Genomic DNA, 20,946 nt, shown 5'->3' on the forward strand with positions numbered 1-20,946 from the left:
CAATATATGAGGTATTTATTATATTTTCACAAACAAAGACATCTCCTCTTTTAATTTCTTTTAACTGTGTTTTTAACTCTTTGATGATCTCCTTCTCTGAATATTGCTGCAATAAATTAGCTTTAAGTTTTTTAATTAGGTTTTCGTTTTGTGTTAAAAATAAAATAGAAAAACCAGATTGATTTGCCTCTTCAATTTCACCCAGTTTATTCAATATAGCAAATTTTCGGTGTTCATATTGAAGAATATCTCCAATCATTGCATTCCCACAACCATAAGAAACGAATTTATAGTTTTCATTTTTTTTAGAATCTCTTAAGTATTGTAGCGATTTGTTATATTCTTGTTTTTCGTAATAAATATCAGACAATAAAACTTGCGTTTCTTTTTTTAATTGCTTCCCTGAAAGATTACTGAAAATATTTTCAACCTCATACTCATCGACAAAAACTGACTTTTCACATATAAATCTATTAAACTTAAATGCTTCATCAGAATTGTTTAGATGCAAAAGTATATTTTCCGCAGCATTATATTTATTAAAATAAAAATATAATCGAGCTAAATTAAAATCAATAATTGGATTGAGGGAAAAATTATTTTCGTTAGACTTTAAATGTTCTAATCTCAATAAGAGAGTTTTATAATCGTTCTTATAATATAAATTTGACAATTCAATACTTGTATCACATAACTCATTTTGTGAGAAAATCATAATGGGAATAAGTATTGAAAAGAGTATATTTTTCAAATCTTAGTTTTTCATTGCTAATACAAATAAATTCTGAATTCTAACTTCTATCTTTTAAATAGGCATATATTCCTCTACTTTCCATTCGTCTGAGACAAGATTAATGTAATGATAATGCACTTTATCATTTTTGTCAAAAGCGCCATTTTTATTGATATCTTCTAGACATCTAAAATAAATGCGATTTTGAATTTCGATGATATTCCAATCTATTAATTCTTGAAGGGGTTCCGATAATTTAGTGAAATTTGATCCATCAATATTACTAATATATAAGGATTTAATATCATTTTGATTCACTTTTCCATCTTTATTCGTATCAGAATCTACTAAAACATAAGCTAGAATTTGTCTTTTAGTTTTTTCTGCAATCGTATTTAAAAATGTGACCGTTTGAATTTGGATAAGTTTATCCGTCAGTGGTTTAACAGAAGTGGAATCAAGATGTTGAAATTTTAAATTTTCAAAATATCCCGTTAATTCAAAACGATTGTAATTAGAAATGGCATAACTCACTTGATTGGTTTTACTTGAACCATACACTTTACTATAATCGTCATAAACACGAATATCACCTACAGGATGAATAAGATATTTTGTACCTTCCATAAGGATTGGTAAATCGGCAATCTTAATAGAAGTAGAATCGATTTTCTTAGTTTCGATAGTTTCTTTAGCTTCTTCATAAATCACTTTAGGAGTTGGTTTTTCTTGTTTACAGCTTAGAAAAAGAGAAATTCCTAAAAAAGCGATATATTTTGTGAGAGTATTCATAATTTGGAATTATAATCAAATATACTATTTTTTTTGCTGTATAAAAATTACATACGTGCAATTAATTTCGCATTAAAAACTCTTGTCGTAAGATAATTAGGCACACCATATTGAGATTTAGTATATACATCTCTTACCCAAGTATTTGTAATTGAATTTTGGTTATTAAACAGATTAAAAATTTCTAACCCAAGCGAAAAATCGGTAAAAGGTTGCAACCATTTCTTACTAGATTTTATAGCATCGTCTTTAAACACATAAGAGAATCCTACATCTGCTCTTCTATAATCTTTTAATCTTAATTGAAAATCATATGGATCAGCGTAAGAAGGTGAACCTCCTGGTAAACCAGTATTATAGACTAAGTTAAGATATACTTTAAAATTAGGAATATTAGGCATGTAATCTTGAAATAATAAGCCAAATTTCAATCTTTGATCCGTTGGCCTTGAAATATATCCTCTATCATTTTGATTTTCTTCTGTTTTTAGGTAGCCAAAACTGAACCATGATTCTGTACCTGGAACAAATTCTCCATTTAAGCGTGTGTCCAAACCATAAGCATAAGCTGTGGCTTCATTATTCGCTCGATAACGTATTCTTACATTGTCAATAGTATAAGTGTTTACATCATTAATCTTTTTATAATAAGCTTCACTAACTAATTTAAACGGCCTGTCTCCTAATTTAAAACTATAATCATTACTTACTACTAAATGTATTGATTTTTGCGCACTTACATTAGGTTGAACTACCCCATCATAATCTCTAAGTTCTCTATAAAAAGGAGGCTGATGATACATTCCACCTGAAATACGGAACAGCATGTCTTTTTCCCAATCGGGCTTAATCGCAAATTGAATCCTTGGCGTAAAAGAAAATTGGCTTTCACCATTTGCCACTGTTTTACCACTAACTTGCCATTGATGCCCTCTTACTCCAATATTTAACCAATATTTATGTGTTCCTATTTCACCTTTATAATTCCATTGTGTATATCCTGAAAAACGATTTATAGTTGTATAATTTGTAGCTCTTATATTTCTATAAGGAGCTAAAGGTCCAACATAAGGATTATAAGGTTGATCATTTTGGTAATCTAATACAGGTGTAGGCAAAGAAAATCCAGCAGAATCAATTACTTCCCATTCTACAATTCTATCCCGAATATCTTCTTTAGTGTATTTAAAACCCCATTCAATTTGAGCCTTCTCATTTAATTCATGAAACCCTTTTGTTTCTGCATTGAATATTAAAGCATCTAAATCGTTTCGAGCATGACTCAATTGAGACCCAATACCTCTTGAGAAAACTACATCTCCAAAAGTTTCGGAACCAATATTTGAATCTACTTCGCCTAAACGATACTGCGCCAAAATATCATAATATTCTTGTTCTTGAGTATGATAAGTAGAAACAATAAACTTTAATTTATTGTTTGTATTATACTGATAAACCGACTTCAAAGCACCAAATAAAGTAAGATATTTATCTTTTTCTTGTCCTTCGTAGTAAATTAATAAAGCAATCGGATCACTAATTGTTCCAAAATTTGTTTGACGAGTTAGCGGTTCATAATTGTATTTGTTTTGAGAAATATTCCCTAAGAAACTCCAATTCCATTTGGTTGAAGCATTAAAATTTACTAAGGTTTGAACATCAGCAAAGGACGGTCTAAAATTTGTTTCTGTTTCTTTACTATTTACTAATAAACTATTATCTCTATAACGAACACCAGTAATATTACTCCATTTTTGGTTTTTTGAAACTGCTTCAACAGTCAAACTTCCTCCCATTAAACTAGCTTCTAAACTTGCTCCAAACTGCTTTGGATTACGATAAGTAATATCTAACACTGAAGATAATTTGTCTCCATATTTAGCTTGAAAACCTCCTGCAGAAAAATCTACATTTTCAACCATATTTGTATTGGTAAAACTTAATCCTTCTTGTTGTCCTGAACGAATTAAAAAAGGACGATATACTTCAATTTCATTAACATATACAAGATTTTCATCATAATTTCCACCTCTAACAGCATAAGAGGTACTTAATTCGTTATTAGAATAAACACCTGGTAAAGTCTTGATAACATTTTCAATTCCTGCATTGGCTCCTGGAATCGTTCTTATAATTACAGGGTCAATTGAAGTAACGCCTTCTACTCTTTTTTTACTAGTTCCTGTAACCGTAACTGGACCTATCTGATTTACACGATCATTCAAAACGGGGTAAAATTCAAAATCTTCATTCTTTTTTAAAGTAGTAATAATGGTTGCACTTTTAAATGAAACATGAGAAAAAACAATAGTAATTTCTTTACCAGCTGGAACTTCCAAAGAATAGAAACCGTTTTTATTAGTTTCAGTTCCCTTATCTTCTACACTTACCGTTACATTTTCTATTGGGGTATTAAATTCGTCTAAAATAACTCCTTTAATTCTTGCCGTTTGTGCTAAAAGAAATTGCCCTATAAGGCAAAAAAAGACTAAAAAAATTTGTTTTTTCAATTATTGCAACTTTAATTATTCATAAAAAAATAGGACTCAAAGGTAGTAGAATTTTGCATATTATCTGTTACTACAACTTTAAAATCATTTTTACCTTTTACATACTTATTATCACTTAACGTATGAATTAGCTTTTTAGTCTTATAATCATATTCCATTAATATCCATTCACCATTTAAATAGGCATTATATGTATCAATTCCTGAAAGATTGTCTGCTATTGAAACACTTAATGTTTTTTGATTTTTTAAATCTTTCCCTTCTATGAAATTTACATTATAAATTCTAGGAGCAACCGTATCTTGCGCTAACTTAAAAGTATCTAAATCTCTCACTCTAGTAGAAAAACTATTTCCTTTTCTGTAGGTTTTATTATAATATAATTTATATCCTTCCACAGAAGCTATAAATGTTTTGTCTAAAAGTTCTGGTTTAATCCCCTCTACATCACTAAATGTTATTGTAATATTTTTTTGAATAGGAATATTTTTTTCTGAAAAACTTAAAACACCTTCCTTTACATCAAAGTTAAATTTAAAATCATCGTAAAATGCATTTTCAGGCACATAAATAGAAACATTTTCTTTTGTATAATTATTCTCTACTTTTGAACGTAATAAATAGGGATCTTTGTCAATTTCTTTATGAACAGATGCTTCTTGATTTTGAAATTCAATAGGAATATAAATTGTTGTCATGTTTCCGTGAAAATCAAAAATTTCAATTTTATAATTATAACTTGTGTCTGCCTGAGTATTTATTATACCGTTGTTCTTAGTCGATTTTATAACCGATAAAGGATAAGGTGTTAAATGAAACAAACGTTGCACTCTCTGATTCATTTTTTTAAATCTTTCAAAATCAATCAAATTATTAACGTATCTTGATTCGTCGAAAGAAAAAGTCTCAAAGTCGTATTCATAATATAAAACTCCATTCAAATAAGCATTAACCTTATATAATCCATTCTTATTATATGGATTCGTACAATAATCATAAGCATTTATCCCAAATCCAACCCTACCATTAGCAAATACTTTTGAAGCTAGATATGAACCATCTGCTTGTTTATTAAAAGAAATGGATATCGGTTTTTCAGATTTATTAACGATAGTATTATCTAAAGGATAAGCAACTATACCTTGTAAAAAAGGTTCTCTTTTGTCTGGCACATATTTGGTAAAACCAAAATGCAAAGGATTAATTACTTTTTCTGTTTTTACATCCCTAAACTCAAAATGCAAATGTGGACCACCACTACCACCGGAATTTCCGGAAAATGCAATGACATCTCCTTGTTTTACGGGCAATTCACTTGAAGATGGAAAAAGTTCAATTTCAAAAGCTTTCTGATTATAGTGTTGCTTTTTAATATATTGTTCAATACTTCCGTTTGCTTCTCTTAAATGACCATATACAGAAACATAACCATTAGAATGTGTGATATAAATTGCTTTTCCATAGCCATATGTAGAAATTTTAATTCTGGAAATATAGCCGTCAGATACTGCATAAACAGGAAGTCCTTCCCTTTTGTCTGTTTTAATATCTAAACCCGAATGAAAATGATTTGATCTTAATTCACCAAAAGAACCAGATACATCAATAGGGATATCTAGTGGAGAAATAAAATTATTGGGATATTGTGTTTGTCCAATAATTGTAGAAGTTGCTAATAAAAGGATAATAATAAGTCTCATGTGCGTATATATATTTAGGCTAAAATAATAAAAAATACTTTATTTTTATTATAAAAAAAAAACCTATTCACAAATCATTAAATATCAATACATTAAAAAAAATATTCTTAAAATTATAATTTTTTATAAAAAGTATTGTTATTATTCAATAGTAATACTAATTTTGTAAAATATTGAAATGAATTATATCATTGATGAATGGATTATCTGAACTAATTGATTCTCTTGAAATTAAATTTTTCAAGCTTAACCAAAAGTTAATTAAACTTGAAAAAACAAACCAAGAATTATTAGAAAAAATTAAGGCTTCTGAAGATATTCAAAGCCAACAAGCTAAGGAAATAGCTGTACTTAAAGATAATATTGAAAATTTGAAGATGGTAAATTCATTGTTAGGCAGTGAAGAAAATAAAAGAGAAACAAAACTCAAAATAAATTCATTAATTCGAGAAATTGATTATTGCATAGCACAACTTTCTGATTAGAGAGACATGAGTGAAAAATTAAAAATTAAAATATCGATTGCGGATCGCATCTATCCTTTAACAATAGAGGAATCACAAGAAGAAGGTCTTCGAAGAGCATCTAAAAAAATTGATATTATGATTAAAGAATTTGAAGAAAACTATGCAGTAAGAGACAAACAAGATGTTTTAGCCATGTGCGCTTTACAATTTGCTTCTCAAACAGAACAAAAGCAAATTGATTCGTCACAAGAGTATGACATTTCGTTAAATCGATTAAGGAATTTGGATAAAAAACTGAGTGATTTACTCTATAAATAAAATACGTTCTTACATACAAACAAAGATACTGCCTACATTAGTATATATTTGATAAACTCAACACTAACAAATTAAAATGAGTGAATCTTCGTAGCTATTGCAAGCCCTTAAGTGGGAAGCATGAAATATGAGTTAGCTCAAAACTTGTCTTTACGAGTTTATACAAACACCTAATGTAGGCTTTTTTTATATAATTTATTTAACAAACTATGGACATACTGAGTATAATAATTGGAATCATCGCTGGTCTTGCTTTAGGATTTGGAATTGCAAAATTTCTTGAAAAAAGCAATGTTTCAAATCTTATAAAAAACGCCAAAAAAGAAGCAGGTTCAATTTTAAAAGATGCTAAAACGGAAGCGGAATCACTAAAAAAAGATAAAATATTACAAGCTAAGGAAAAATTTTTAGAACTTAAAGCTGAACATGAACAAGTCATCTTATCAAGAGATAAAAAAATGGCTGAAGCTGAAAAAAGAACAAGAGATAAGGAATCTCAAGTTTCAAATGAGTTAGCAAAAAATAAGAAGGCAAATGAAGATTTAGACAGAAAAATGGCTGACTATGATTCTAAAATTGACATTTTAGAAAAAAAACAACAAGAAATTGACAAACTACATAAAAGTCAAGTTGAACAACTTGAAGTAATCTCTGGTTTATCTGCGGATGAAGCCAAAAATCAATTAGTTGAAAGCTTAAAAGCTGAAGCAAAAACAAATGCTATGTCTTTTATCCAAGAAACTATGGAAGAAGCAAAATTAACCGCTCAACAAGAAGCTAAGAAAATTATTATTAGCACTATTCAAAGAGTAGGTACAGAAGAAGCTGTAGAAAACTGTGTTTCTGTATTTAATATTGAATCTGATGATGTAAAAGGTAGAATTATTGGTCGAGAAGGTAGAAATATTAGAGCATTAGAATCGGCTACTGGTGTTGAAATTATTGTTGATGATACCCCAGAGGCGATTATCCTTTCTTGTTTTGACCCTGTAAGAAGAGAAATTGCACGCTTAGCTCTTCATAAATTAGTAACTGACGGACGTATTCACCCAGCAAGAATTGAAGAAGTTGTTGCTAAAACGCAAAAACAAATCGAAGAAGAAATTATAGAAGTAGGTAAACGTACAGTAATCGATTTAGGAATTCATGGTTTACACCCAGAATTGATAAAAATTGTAGGTCGAATGAAATACCGTTCTTCATATGGTCAAAATTTACTACAACACTCTAGAGAAGTGGCTAACCTTTGTGGTATTATGGCAGCTGAATTAGGATTAAATGTTAAACTAGCAAAAAGAGCTGGACTACTTCATGATATTGGAAAAGTTCCTGATACGGAAAGCGAATTGCCACATGCTATTTTAGGAATGCAATGGGCTGAAAAATATGGAGAAAAAGAAGAAGTATGTAATGCCATCGGAGCGCATCATGATGAAATAGAGATGAAATACTTAATCTCTCCAATTATTCAAGTATGTGACGCTATTTCAGGAGCTAGACCTGGAGCAAGAAGACAGGTTCTTGATTCTTATATTCAACGTTTAAAAGACTTAGAAGACATTGCTTTTGGTTTTAATGGAGTAAAAAATGCGTATGCCATTCAAGCAGGTAGAGAACTTCGTGTAATTGTAGAAAGTGAAAAAGTTACTGATGAAATGGCTTCTAATTTATCTTTTGAAATTTCTCAAAAAATTCAAACTGAAATGACTTACCCTGGGCAAGTAAAAATCACTGTAATTAGAGAGACAAGAGCAGTGAACATTGCAAAATAATGCTGTAAAATATATAGAAGACAAAAGCGCTTTTCAATAGAAAAGCGCTTTTTTTATACCCTTCCCAATTGTATAAAAATAATTTTGGCATGATTTTTTCGTTTATTTAAATATAAACACAAAAATAAATTAATATGAAAAAAATCGTTTTATTCAGTTTTATTTTTCTATTAACAAATACCTTTTTTGGACAAAATGGAAATTCAGAAAAATTTGGAATTAAAGGTGGCCTAAATTATTCCACAGTAACTAAAGGAGATTTTAATGAAGGAGCTGATCCTAGAACTAGCTTCTACATTGGTTTTTATGGAGAAGTACCTCTAATTAAAAAAGTACTTTCCTTACAACCTGAAATTATCTATTCTAGACAAGGTTTTGAAAACAATTACTCAACCCTTTTAGGAACAACTTATACTCAAGAATATCAAATTGACTACATTAATCTTCCTGTTTTAGCGAAACTTCATATTGGCAAAGTTTTTTCGGTAGAAGCTGGTCCTCAATTTGGTTTCAAAATTAACGAAAAAATAAAAACCGATAACAATTCAGTGATTAACAATGATGTAAATAGTTTTGATACTGCCTTAGCTGGTGGAGTTTCATTTAACATTGATAATTTTTTAATTTCTGCAAGGTACACTTATAGTATTAATGAAGTAATTAAGAATACAGATTCTAAAAACTCTGTTTTTCAACTAGGAGTTGGTTTTAATTTTTAAAATAAAAAAACGCTCTCAAAGGATAAATTTTAAACTAAGATTAACAATGAGTCAGCAAACAAAAATTTCTTCATTCTGCTTTTCATATAAACTCAGTATGATACAACTTTTGAGAGCGTTTTTTATTTTCTAGGATGATAATTTTGTAAAACTTCTGATAAAAATTTTCTATCTAAATGCATATAAACTTCAGTGGTAGTTATTGACTCGTGTCCTAACATTAATTGAATAGCGCGTAAATCGGCACCATTTTCTAATAAATGCGTCGCAAAAGAATGCCTAAATGTATGAGGGCTAATTACTTTATTTAAACTAATTTTAACCGCTAGATCTTTAATTATAGTAAATATCATTGCTCTTGTTAACTGTTGCCCTCTCCTGTTTAAAAATAAAGTATCTTCGTGACCTTTTTTTATATTCAAATGATTTCGAATTTGAGTGATATAAATTGTAATATATTTTTCGGTTGTTTTACCTATTGGTACAAAACGTTGCTTATTGCCTTTACCTGTAATTTTAACAAAACCTTCTTCAAAAAATAAATCAGAAATTTTTAAATTAACTAATTCAGAAACTCGTAACCCACAGCTATATAAAGTTTCAAGAATAGCTCTATTTCTTTCTCCTTCAAAAGTAGATAAATCTATTGCTTGAATTAGTGAATCAATTTCAGTAACAGAAAGCGTATCTGGTAGCTTTCTAGCTGTTTTTGGCACCTCAATAAGCTCCATAGGAGTTTCTTGTCTATAATCTTCAAAAACCAAGTAATTAAAAAAGCTCTTTAGTCCAGAAATAATTCGAGACTGACTTCTTGCGTTCACTTCAGAAGCTATTTTATAGATGAACTGTTGCACTGTTTCTTCAGATATAGTTATCGGGCTTTCGGAAATAGAATTTTCTGAAAGAAATAGAACAAGTTTTTCAATATCAAAAGAATAGTTTTCAATTGTATTTTCTGAAAGCCCACGTTCTAACCTTAAATAGTGCTGGAATTCTTTGATATACGTTTGCCAATTACTCATGCTTCAAAAATATCAAAATATTTTTTATAAAAAAAAATCCTGCTAAAGCAGGAATTTTAATATTTTACAAAAATCGTTTTTCTTAAAAATGCAAGGTTAAATTCAATGAAAAAACCCCTACACCCACATTGGTAGTGTTATCTAAATCTCCAAATGCAAAAGAAAAACTTTTATCTCCTTCTACTGTTTCTGCATCAGCTGTTCCTAGCTTTGTGGTAGTTTCAGAAGCCCCATTTAACGCTAATCCAACTCTATAAGTATATTGCGCTCCAATAGCAAATTTTGGAAAAATAAAATATTCAGCTCCAATAAATCCTTGAACACCTACGCCTAAATCTAAACCTGATTTTTCCTCAACACTACTTATAAAGTCCCCTGTTTGTGTATCGGTTGTAGTGTTTTTTTCATTACTAAAAGCGGTAGTTAATAAAACATCAGCACCATAAAATCCTTGCAAACGTGTATTTCCTTTTCTCCACTCTTTTCCTAAACCAGCAGCTAATGCAAAATCATTATTTGAAGTTTCTAAAGTAGTACCTGCATTTGGCCCTGTAGTAATAGGATTTGTATTATTTTGAGTACCAAAACCTAAATTTGCTACAACACGATACGCTTTTTTGTCAGAAATAAACATCTTTCCTACAAAGGTATTGGTTCTAACATAACCCACTTTGGGAGCATAGTTTTTTGAAGTAGACCCACTAAATGCATTTCCTACATATTCAAAAATTCCATCAGCATTAAAACTAATTGCCCAATCGTCCATTTGAGGCAAATAATGTTCCCCTTTACTAGAAACAATAGGATTTACTAAATTTTCTTCTTCTTGAGCATTTGCAACTAAAAAACCGCAAACTGCAAATACAGAAAGTAATACTTTTTTCATTTTGTTTATTTTTAATTTTGTTGACGCAAAACTAAAAAAAAATCTCAAGAATTCACTTGAGATTTTTTTGATTTTATAATTTAAAAACGCCACCAACATTAAATGAAGCGTAAGCATTTTTAATGCCATAATATCCATTTTCTGGAACTTCTGTTAATCCAGTCATTCCTTGGTAATCAATTAGAATACTAAACTTTTTATTCACTTCAATTTTATAACCTATTCCGTAAGCTAATCCTAATTGAAATCCATTAACCTCATTTTTAAAACTTCTACCATTCGCTCTTGCTGCATTTAAAAACCCAAAATTAGGTCCAAAATTTAAATTCCATTTTCTAGTAGAGCCAAAATGCCAATTTGCATTAACAGGTATAGTGATATAATCTAATTCTTCTTTATAATAACTAGTTACTTTTGATCCCATGGTTTGAAAAAGCAATCCTGAACGTAAACTCCATCTATCATTAAAATAATAATCGACCTCAACACCAAAATTTACACTTGTGAGACTAGAATTATTAAATCTTTCATCTCCATAATAATTAGATGAAGAATAACCAACCAAAGGTATTATTTCAACATCTTCTTTACTTCTTTGTTGTGCATTAACAGTTCCTAATGCAAATATTGAAACGAATAATAAAATTTTTTTCATAAAAAAGCTATAAAATTTAAGGGTGCAAAAGTATTAATTAATTTCTACGTTACAAGAAGTATCTCATAAAAAAAAGAAACCACCTTAAACAAAAAAATCCCGCCAAATGGTGGGATTTAATTATATAGTTTATACAAATATTAGAATTTGTAAGTTAAACCAAATGTTGTAGTAGTAAAGAAATTATCAAAAACATTTACGTTTCCGTTAAATTCTGAAACTGCTTTTTCTCCATCATTTTTGTTTGAAGAATATGATAAAATATCAGTTAAAGCAAAATTGATAGCAAAGTTTTCAGTTAAGAAATAGTTAATTCCTAAACCTGCTCCAGCACCAACACCAGAATACTTAGCATCTGCTAAACCTTTTTTACCAGAATTGAAACCAACACCTGCTTCAGCATAAGTTTTAAATCTTGCCCCTAAATCTAAGAAATAGTAACGTCCAAAAACACCAGCACCAAAGTTAGAATTTTTGTCAGTATCAGTTCCAGCAACTTTTGTTTTGTCTGAACCAACAGATAATTCAAGACCTAATGCAAATTTATCAGTTAAAAAATAACCAGCTTTAGGGTTAAAAACAAAACTACTTTCTTTAGTTTCAGTATTTTTGTTATTAGTAGATGAAAAACCTAAATTTCCCTCTACAATAACATTACCTTGAGCAAAACCAAAAGTACTTCCTTCTTCTTGAGCATTAGCAAAACTAAAAGCAAAAACTGCAGCAGCAGCAAATAATAATTTTTTCATTTTTATTAATTTTAAAAAATTTTAGTAGGCAAATCTATACAATTATTACATTCTAACAATCAAAAAATGTATTAAAAAAAACATAAAAAATGTAAGTAATTAATTATCAATAAATAAAAAACTGGACATAAAGTCCAGTTTTTATAAAATTTCATTATTTCTATTCTAAAATTAGAAATAAAGTGCAAAACCTACATTTACTTGGAACACTCCTTTATCTGTATAATCTTCATTTAATGAATGATTATATCTAATCCCTGGTTCAATAGAAACTTTATCTCCTAAGAACCAAGCATACCCAGCACCAACTCCTAACCACATAGGTGTTTCTCCTGCAAAATTTTCTACAGCGTCACCTGATGCACCTGTTAAATCTAATGTCACAGGAATCATACTTTTCACATAATATTTAGCTCCAATACGATATGCAAAAGCACTTACTGCATCTGAACCATCTTCTTTACTACCTCCATAACCTAAACCAACTTTAAGAGCTAAATCATCCATAATGAAATAACCTCCATCAAGTCCAATATTGTAATCACTACTACCATCTTGAGAAGAAAAATAAAAACCAGTTGTTCCTAACATAGCATTACCTGTATTAGCTTCCACTAATATTTTCCCTTTTGATGTTTGACCATCTTGTGCATTTGCAAAACCAAATGCAAAAACTGCTGCTGCAGCAAAAAATAATTTTTTCATTGTTATTAAATTTTAGTTATTATAACAAATATATACTTTTTTCTTAATAAAATAACACATAAGTATTGGTTATTAGCAAGTTACTAAACTTAGTTTTTATTAATCGCTGTTTATCAATGTTTTAAGTAAAATTTCAAAATAAGACATAAAGATTTTATAACAATAAATTATTATTTTTCAACAACTTAACCAAATAAAAAGATTATTTTCTTATATAAAAAACACAATCTTTTCAAAAAAACAACAACTCAAGTTTATTTTTTGCTAAAAAAAACCACATTAAATTTGCTGCAATTAAATAAAAAACCATGAAAAAAATTTATTTCTTGCTCGTACTAAACTGCTTTTTTTTCAGTTATGCACAAAGTATTTGCGCGCCCAACGGAGTGAGTACTAATCCTCAATCACCAATTAATCCAAATGAACCTACTTATTTGAATCATTTTGATTGGACTACTACTAGTGCCTACTATAGTATCAATTCTCAATGCACTCCAAACTCATTTACTCCCAATCCTTTCCAATCGAATCAATCTGAACTTCTGCCATTATCCTTATCTAAAGACATGAAACCAGAAGACGGCTGGGAAATGATTGCCTATAATCTTGGATACGACAATAATAATATTCCATTAGCCGCAAGACCAGAACACACCTATCTAATGCTCTACAATAAATACACTGGTATGCTTCGTATTTTAGTAAAATGGTGTAGAAATGTTAATTATAATGGAGCTTTATTAACTTTAAAATTCACTCCAGGTTTTCAAACCAATCTTTTAGATATGGCTAATGATGAAAAAGCTTTAGATGCTCCTCATATTGCCAATCCATCTCTGAGCACAGCTTTAAAATTTTACAATGACAATAACTATTGGGCGTATGCCGATTTTAAACTAAATTATGATCCTTGTACTTGTTCTGTAAATGAAACAGCACGATTAAAATTATATAGTGAACTAATTAGCAATTCATCTGTAGAATTAACAGGTAAAATAACCGGTACTATAACCTCTATTTCTCAAGGACAAGGTGGAGCTTCTTCTGATGGAAATTTTTGGAAAACCGCAGACAATATCAATAATAAAATGATGTCTGTACACTCTGGTATTGAAAAATTTAAAGAAAAATATCAAAAAATTTATAAAGATTTAGCAGATGGTGGTATTACGATTAACGCTATTAATAATCTTGGTGATTTTTTCAATAATAATAGTTTTATGAAAGCAGGATTAGCAGCTCTTCCAAAAATAAGCGAAGGAGTAAAATTTATAAGTGGCTTATTTGGAGGTGGTGCAAGTGGAAACCAACCTATACAATTAGCTCCAATGAGTGTTAATTTAGACGTAAAAATAAGCGGAACGATTTCTACTCAAGATCCAATGCATAACCAAACTATTGGTTTACCAGGTTCGCTAAACAACAATTTTTTACCCGGTACGATGGGTGGACAACCTTTATATAATGAAACACTTGGGGTTTTTTCATTAATAAATTCACCTGTAATGTACTACAAAGACAGTAATTATTCAAAGAGTTTTTTGAATAGAGAAACAATAGTCCCTTCATCAAGAATAAAAGAATATTGGGAAATACTCTCTGATTACACATTCACAAACAGAAGTTACAAACTTTCGGGTGATGTTATAAAATATGCCATAAACCCTGCTAGCCATTTAACTTTACAAGATGCGGAAGTTATTCTTATAGTTGAATACGAAAAACCTTCAATTACATATCCCAAAAAATACCCTTCTTTTGTTTTTAGTAATCTTGATTCTGACTTAAATAATGGTTTAGCTATTAATGGAACAGACATTGGTCCTTCTGTTGATCCAAATAATGGAATTTTTCAAAATGCTTTTAAACCAATGGGAATAAACAACTTTAAAAATGATTATTCATTTGAATTTTTACATGATGTTTCTTCTGTGAGTACATCTGTCAAAAAAAGACAAATAAATCAATATAGTACAGGTTCTTTTACCAAAAAATGGCAGTGCACAAACACTTGTGATTTCCAAAATATTCAAGGTCCTAGAATATACAGTTATACACAAAACAAGGCTGACTTACCTGTAAATTGGAACAATTTATTAACTTCAGATTTTAAAAGCAATACCGCAAATTCATTAGCATTTGAGCCACAAGTAACAACGCCTAGACCAGAGTTCTTAGCACCAAGAGTTAAAAATTTCAAATTAAAATTTGTTCTTAACTTAAAAAGAACCGATAATCCTGATGCTCAAAATGTATTATATGTGGTTACATATCCTATAGAATTAAAAGAGGCACCTGCTGGATATAATATGAATGGTTCAGATTATATAGCTGATGCAATAACATATGCAAATCAAGGCACGTCAAATCCTGCAAATCCAACAAATAAAGTTATACCTGCAACACAATCAGAATTAGTCGATATGTGTGCAAGTGCTAAATACACAGCTAATCGTAATTCCACTTCTGGAAGAAAAGCTAATAATGAAGAAACAAGTATATTTAAATTGGAACAAGAGCCCGTTTTATTTCCAATACCAGTTAAAAATGAGTTAACAATCGTAAAAAACAATTGCAAAATTCTATCCATTATCGATTTTTATGGAAAAATGATTAAAGATTTCCAAAATGATTCACCTACAAGCAATGAAATTTCGGTAGTAACAGCTAATTATGGTAAAGGAATTTACTTACTTACGTATCTTGATTCTGAAAATAATTTAAAAACAAAAAAATTCATCATTGAATAATTAAAGAAATTAGTTTAAATATTTATTCCCATTTTTAATACGATAAGTACCATAAACTAATTTTTTGCTAAAATTTCATAAACTTTTTATAAAACCATTTGTTAGACAAATGGTTTTTTTACTTTTACTCAAAATCTATATAAAATACAAACATGAAAATAGCAATACTTAATGGTCCTAATCTCAATTTATTAGGAAGAAGAGAACCTGAAATCTACGGAAATCTGACATTTGAAGATTATTTTAAAACTTTACAACAGCAATTTCCAACTATTTCTTTTATTTATTTTCAAAGTAATATAGAAGGTGAATTAATAAATAAACTTCATGAAGTAGGTTTTACATACGACGGAATTATCCTAAATGCTGGTGCTTACACACATACATCCATAGGTATAGGTGATGCTATAAAAGGAATAAACACCCCTGTTATTGAAGTACATATTTCGAATACCTTTTCCAGAGAAGAATTTAGACATCAATCCTACATTTCACCCAATGCTAAAGGAGTAATTATTGGGTTTGGACTAAAAAGTTATGAATTAGCTGTACATTCTTTTCTTTAATGCAACCCTTTAACTGACAAAATCGTCTATTGTATAAACCTAAATTAAAAATGAAAAAATTATTTACTCTAGTACTTATATTAACTAGTAGCTTTATTTTAGCACAAATTAAAGGAACTGTAACAGATGCCAATGGCAACCCACTACCTTATGTTAACATTTATGTTGAGAATACCTACATTGGCACAACAACTAATGAAAATGGAAAATATGAATTGAATTATACCACTTCTAGAAACGTGAATCTTTTGTTTCAGTATTTAGGATATAAAACGCAAAAGCACAAATTAAATGTTACACAATATCCTTTTATTTATGATGTAACTTTACAAGAAGAAGATTTTCAGTTAAACGAAGTTGTTGTTCAAAATGGTGTTAACCCAGCAGATGAAATCATTAAAAAAGCAATTATAAATAAAAAATCGAATGCAGATAAAACGGATAAATTTGAAGCAGATTTTTATTCTAGAGGTATTTTTAAGGTTAAAGACATCCCTGAAAAGTTCATGGGTGTAGAAATAGGCGATTTAGATGGTAGTCTTGATTCTACAAGAAGCGGAGTAATTTATTTATCTGAAACAGTTTCTAAAATAAAATTCGAAAAACCTAATAATTTAAAAGAAGAAATTATTGCATCAAAAATAGCAGGAAATGATAATGGTTTTAGCTATAATACTGCTTTAAATACTAATTATGATTTTTATGAAAACTATGTCAATTTTGATATAAATATGGTTTCACCCATTGCAGATAATACTTTTAATTATTATCGTTTCAAACTTGAAAGCACTTTTTATGATGATAAAAATCAATTAATCAATAAAATACTTGTAACTCCCAAAAGAGATAAAGAACCGGTTTTCGAAGGATATATTTACATAGTAGAAGATACTTGGGCTATTTATGGTATTGACTTAGATATTAAAGGATATCGTATGCAACAACCTATATTAGAGACTATGAAACTAATTCAAAACTTCAGTTATAATACAGAAGAAAAGTTGTGGGTAAAAAATATTCAATCATTAGATTTTAATGCTGGAATATTTGGCATGAAGTTTACAGGTAAATTTACTCATGTTTTTAGCAATTACCATTTTAAAGAAAACTTTGATAAAAAAACGTTTGGCAAAGAAATTGTCACTTTTGCTGAAAATGCAAATAAAAAGGAAAATGCTTTTTGGCAAACAAGTAGACCAGTACCGCTAACAGAAGAAGAAATTACAAGTTATACAAAAAAAGATAGTATACAAACCATTAGAAAATCGCAAACCTATTTGGATTCTATTGATGCCAAATCAAATAAATTTAAGTTTTTTGACATTATAACTGGTTATAGTTACAAAAATTCATTTAAAAATTGGAGCTTTTCTTATGATGGTGTATTAGACTTTTCCTCTTTAAGTTTCAATACGGTTCAAGGTTGGAATTTTGACAGTGGCTTTTCATTCCGAAAATGGGATGAAGAAACAGGTAAGTTTACTTCTATAAGCTCAAAATTCAATTATGGGTTTGCAGAAGACAGGTTGCGTGTTATAGGACGTTATTTTCATCGTTTTAATAATAAAAACTATGCAAATCTAACACTTTCTGGAGGAAGTAGTGTCAATCAATTTAATAGTAATGAACCGATTACAAATTTTGTAAATTCGGTAAGTACACTGTTCTTTAAGAACAACTTTATGAAATTATACAATAAAGAATTTGTAGAAATTAGTTATGGCCAAGAGGTCATAAACGGATTAACGGCTAATGCTAAAATATCCTATGAAAATAGACATTCTCTTTTTAATACTACAGATTATGCAATTGCAAAAAAAGAGGATATTTATTTTTCAAATGATCCATTAAACCCGTTTGACTATACATCTGGATTTGAAAAACACAGTCTATATAAAGCGCATATTTCAACTAGAATTCGTTTTGGTCAAAAATACATATCAAGACCAGACGGAAAGATCAACATACAAAATGACAACTACCCCATTTTAAGTTTTGCTTACGAAAAAGCTTTTGGAGGAAGTGAATCTAATTACAATTATGATTTTGTGGCAGCACGTATTGATTATAATAAAACACTTGGCAACAAAGGAGAATTTGACATCAATATAAGAGGTGGAAAATTTTTCAATGCTGATGGTATTTCTTTTATTGATTATAAGCATTTTAATGGAAATCAAACGCATGTGAATTTTAGAGGCAATTATACGAATGCTTTTAATCTACTTCCTTATTACACACATTCTACAAATGATTCCTATTTAGAAACCCATTTGCAACACAATTTTAAAGGATATATTATGAATAAAATTCCGTTATTAAACAAATTACAATGGAATTTAGTAGGTGGTTTTCACCAAATTAATATACCCCATACAAAACCTTATCAGGAATTTAGTGTAGGTTTTGATAATATTGGTTTTGGTAAATTCCGATTTTTACGAATTGATTATGTAAGAGCGTATCAAGGTGGTTTCCAAGGAGACGGAATAATGTTTGGATTACGTTTTTAATTAAAAAATACCCATAAAAAAATCCAAATTCAAATGAATTTGGATTTTTTTATTATAACTCAAAAAACTGTTATACTCTCACAATCTCAGCTCCAAGAGCTCTTAATCGTTCGTCTATTCTTTCATAACCTCTATCAATTTGTTCGATATTTTGAATCGTACTTGATCCTTTAGCCGTTAAAGCCGCAATTAACAATGAAATTCCCGCACGAATATCTGGTGAACTCATTGTAGTCGCTTTTAATTGTGATTGAAAATTATGTCCCATAACTACAGCTCTATGTGGATCACACAACATAATTTTGGCTCCCATGTCGATTAATTTATCTACAAAAAACAATCGACTTTCAAACATTTTTTGATGGATTAAGACATCTCCTTCTGCTTGAGTTGCTACGACTAAAACTATACTTAATAAGTCTGGAGTAAAACCTGGCCAGGGTGCATCAGAAACCGTTAAAATAGAACCATCAATATCAGTTTTTATTTTATAACCATTAGTATGAGCAGGAATATAAATATCATCTCCTTTTCTTTCTAATGTAATTCCCAATTTTCTGAATACATTCGGAATTTGTCCTAAGTTGTCCCAACTCACATTTTTAATAGTGATTTCACTTCTAGTCATTGCAGCAAGACCAATCCAAGAACCAATCTCAATCATATCAGGAAGAATTCGATGTTCGCAACCCCCTAAAGTTTCAACGCCTTCAATGGTTAATAAATTGGAACCAATACCTTGTATTTTGGCTCCCATCGAATTCAACATTTTACACAATTGTTGCAAGTAAGGTTCACAAGCTGCGTTATATATAGTAGTTGTTCCTTCTGCTAAAACAGCTGCCATAACAATATTAGCCGTTCCAGTAACCGAGGCTTCATCTAACAACATATAGGTTCCTTGTAACCTACCTTCTATTTCAACACCATAAAAATGGTCTTCTCTTTCATATCTAAATTTCGCTCCTAAATTAATAAAACCTTCAAAATGTGTATCTAAACGACGACGACCTATTTTATCTCCTCCAGGCTTTGGAATATATCCACAACCAAAACGCGCTAATAATGGCCCCACAATCATTATCGAACCTCTTAAACTTCCTCCTTCTTTTTTAAAAGCTTCCGTTTTTAAATAGTCAACATTTACTTCATCCGCTTGAAAAGTATAATCACCAGCACCGTTTTTTTGAATTTTAACACCTAAATTTCCTAAAAGGGTAATTAATTTATTTACATCAATAATATCAGGTATATTGGTTACCCTTACTTTTTCTGATGTTAACAATACAGGACATAAAACCTGTAACGCTTCATTTTTTGCTCCTTGAGGAGTAACTTCTCCTTTTAGTTGTTTTCCACCTTCTATTTTAAATGTTCCCATGAAAATTAATTTCTTTTATGGTTTTTAGGATTATTATTATTTGGTTTTTTCTTATGGTTTTTAGTATTCGAATTCTTATTACCCGAATTAAATTGTGATTTGTTTGATACTTTCTTATTCACTTTCATAAGGTTGTGTGAATTGGAAAGTTCTTCATTTGATTTGAATAAATTTATTTTCCCATCAGATAATTCTAATAAATGCTGAAAAATAACTTCATCTTCTACTGTTTCTTTGTTCCAACTCAAGTAGCATTTCTTCATATGGTTAGCAATAACCAATATTAAAGCACTTTTCAAATCTCCTTCTTCCCATTTTATAGCCACATCTATCATATATTTGATGTTATTTCCATAAAAACGATATTTAGGAAAGTTTTGCGGATATTTTAATATATCTGGACGTTGGTTTAAAGCTTCTCTGGAAGGAATTGGATAAGGTGAATCTACATCTAATTTAAAATCAGACATAATAAACAATTGATCCCATAATTTATGTTGAAAATCGGGAACATCTCTTAAATGAGGATTTAAAGAACCCATGACAGAAATAACATATTTTGCTGCCTTATTTCTATCTTCTCTGTCCTTAATATCTGTTACCTGATCAATTAATTTCTGTAAATGTCTTCCATACTCAGGAATTATTAAAGGTTCACGCAATGAATTATATTCTAATTGTGAAACTGCTTCTGTTTTTACTTCCATA

Annotated in this window: 18 protein-coding genes; 7 read left to right on the forward strand and 11 right to left on the reverse strand. The window is 29.5% G+C overall.

Annotated elements, in window-relative coordinates; translation table 11 throughout:
• The 4 genes from HALO113_RS04380 to HALO113_RS04395 form a co-directional block, all read right to left on the reverse strand.
• Positions 1–631 (reverse strand): hypothetical protein (locus tag HALO113_RS04380; protein WP_159777866.1); only part of this gene is annotated, 631 nt, incomplete at its 3' end.
• A 174-nt stretch (positions 632–805) separates the two neighbouring features.
• On the reverse strand, positions 806–1,525 hold the full coding sequence (locus tag HALO113_RS04385) for a hypothetical protein (RefSeq protein WP_159777867.1): 720 nt from the start codon (positions 1,523–1,525) through the stop codon (positions 806–808).
• 47 nt (positions 1,526–1,572) lie between these two features.
• Positions 1,573–4,035 (reverse strand): TonB-dependent receptor, encoded by a 2,463-nt coding sequence (locus tag HALO113_RS04390; protein ID WP_159777868.1) that lies wholly within the window; start codon positions 4,033–4,035, stop codon positions 1,573–1,575.
• Between the two features lie 11 nt (positions 4,036–4,046).
• A complete protein-coding gene (locus tag HALO113_RS04395; RefSeq protein WP_159777869.1) occupies positions 4,047–5,735 on the reverse strand; it encodes a M23 family metallopeptidase in 1,689 nt (562 codons plus the stop codon).
• A gap of 194 nt (positions 5,736–5,929) precedes the next feature.
• Between HALO113_RS04395 and HALO113_RS04400 the strand changes: the two genes are divergently transcribed.
• The 4 genes from HALO113_RS04400 (at position 5,930) to HALO113_RS04415 (ending at position 9,011) form a co-directional block, all read left to right on the forward strand.
• Entirely contained in the window at positions 5,930–6,220 is a 291-nt protein-coding gene (locus HALO113_RS04400; protein WP_159777870.1) for a hypothetical protein, read from the forward strand.
• Between the two features lie 6 nt (positions 6,221–6,226).
• On the forward strand, positions 6,227–6,520 hold the full coding sequence (locus HALO113_RS04405) for a cell division protein ZapA (RefSeq protein WP_159777871.1): 294 nt from the start codon (positions 6,227–6,229) through the stop codon (positions 6,518–6,520).
• 209 nt (positions 6,521–6,729) lie between these two features.
• Positions 6,730–8,292, forward strand: coding sequence for a ribonuclease Y (gene rny, locus HALO113_RS04410; RefSeq protein WP_159777872.1), 1,563 nt, complete (start codon positions 6,730–6,732; stop codon positions 8,290–8,292).
• Positions 8,293–8,426: 134 nt separating this feature from the next.
• The gene (locus HALO113_RS04415) at positions 8,427–9,011 is read left to right on the forward strand and encodes a porin family protein (RefSeq protein WP_159777873.1); all 585 of its coding nucleotides are present in this window, start codon (positions 8,427–8,429) and stop codon (positions 9,009–9,011) included.
• Positions 9,012–9,133: 122 nt separating this feature from the next.
• Here the strand turns inward: HALO113_RS04415 and xerD are convergent, their stop codons facing one another.
• From xerD to HALO113_RS04440, 5 genes are all read right to left on the reverse strand, one after another.
• On the reverse strand, positions 9,134–10,033 hold the full coding sequence (gene xerD / locus HALO113_RS04420; RefSeq protein WP_159777874.1) for a site-specific tyrosine recombinase XerD: 900 nt from the start codon (positions 10,031–10,033) through the stop codon (positions 9,134–9,136).
• A gap of 82 nt (positions 10,034–10,115) precedes the next feature.
• The gene (locus HALO113_RS04425; protein ID WP_159777875.1) at positions 10,116–10,919 is read right to left on the reverse strand and encodes a hypothetical protein; all 804 of its coding nucleotides are present in this window, start codon (positions 10,917–10,919) and stop codon (positions 10,116–10,118) included.
• Between the two features lie 73 nt (positions 10,920–10,992).
• The gene (locus HALO113_RS04430; protein ID WP_159777876.1) at positions 10,993–11,574 is read right to left on the reverse strand and encodes a porin family protein; all 582 of its coding nucleotides are present in this window, start codon (positions 11,572–11,574) and stop codon (positions 10,993–10,995) included.
• A 140-nt stretch (positions 11,575–11,714) separates the two neighbouring features.
• The gene (locus tag HALO113_RS04435; protein ID WP_159777877.1) at positions 11,715–12,323 is read right to left on the reverse strand and encodes an outer membrane beta-barrel protein; all 609 of its coding nucleotides are present in this window, start codon (positions 12,321–12,323) and stop codon (positions 11,715–11,717) included.
• Between the two features lie 171 nt (positions 12,324–12,494).
• Positions 12,495–13,028: an outer membrane beta-barrel protein gene (locus tag HALO113_RS04440; RefSeq protein ID WP_159777878.1), complete on the reverse strand. Its 534-nt coding sequence runs from the start codon at positions 13,026–13,028 to the stop codon at positions 12,495–12,497.
• A gap of 308 nt (positions 13,029–13,336) precedes the next feature.
• On the opposite strand from HALO113_RS04440, the gene HALO113_RS04445 reads away from it, so the two are divergent.
• The 3 genes from HALO113_RS04445 to HALO113_RS04455 all read left to right on the forward strand — a co-directional run bounded on the left by HALO113_RS04445 (position 13,337) and on the right by HALO113_RS04455 (position 18,857).
• Positions 13,337–15,778 (forward strand): T9SS type A sorting domain-containing protein, encoded by a 2,442-nt coding sequence (locus tag HALO113_RS04445; protein ID WP_159777879.1) that lies wholly within the window; start codon positions 13,337–13,339, stop codon positions 15,776–15,778.
• Between the two features lie 152 nt (positions 15,779–15,930).
• Positions 15,931–16,344: a type II 3-dehydroquinate dehydratase gene (gene aroQ / locus HALO113_RS04450; RefSeq protein ID WP_159777880.1), complete on the forward strand. Its 414-nt coding sequence runs from the start codon at positions 15,931–15,933 to the stop codon at positions 16,342–16,344.
• 50 nt (positions 16,345–16,394) lie between these two features.
• Positions 16,395–18,857, forward strand: a complete 2,463-nt coding sequence (locus HALO113_RS04455) for a DUF5686 and carboxypeptidase regulatory-like domain-containing protein (protein WP_159777881.1) — start codon at positions 16,395–16,397, stop codon at positions 18,855–18,857.
• Positions 18,858–18,927: 70 nt separating this feature from the next.
• Here the strand turns inward: HALO113_RS04455 and murA are convergent, their stop codons facing one another.
• Both murA and HALO113_RS04465 read right to left on the reverse strand, forming a co-directional pair.
• Positions 18,928–20,238, reverse strand: coding sequence for a UDP-N-acetylglucosamine 1-carboxyvinyltransferase (murA, locus tag HALO113_RS04460; protein WP_159777882.1), 1,311 nt, complete (start codon positions 20,236–20,238; stop codon positions 18,928–18,930).
• 5 nt (positions 20,239–20,243) lie between these two features.
• Complete coding sequence (locus tag HALO113_RS04465) at positions 20,244–20,945, reverse strand: DUF4290 domain-containing protein (RefSeq protein WP_159777883.1); 702 nt, start codon at positions 20,943–20,945, stop codon at positions 20,244–20,246.
• Position 20,946: the final 1 nt, after the last annotated feature.

Origin of the sequence: Flavobacterium sp. 9AF (assembly GCF_902506265.1) — a bacterium.
Classification (GTDB): Bacteria; Bacteroidota; Bacteroidia; order Flavobacteriales; family Flavobacteriaceae; genus Flavobacterium.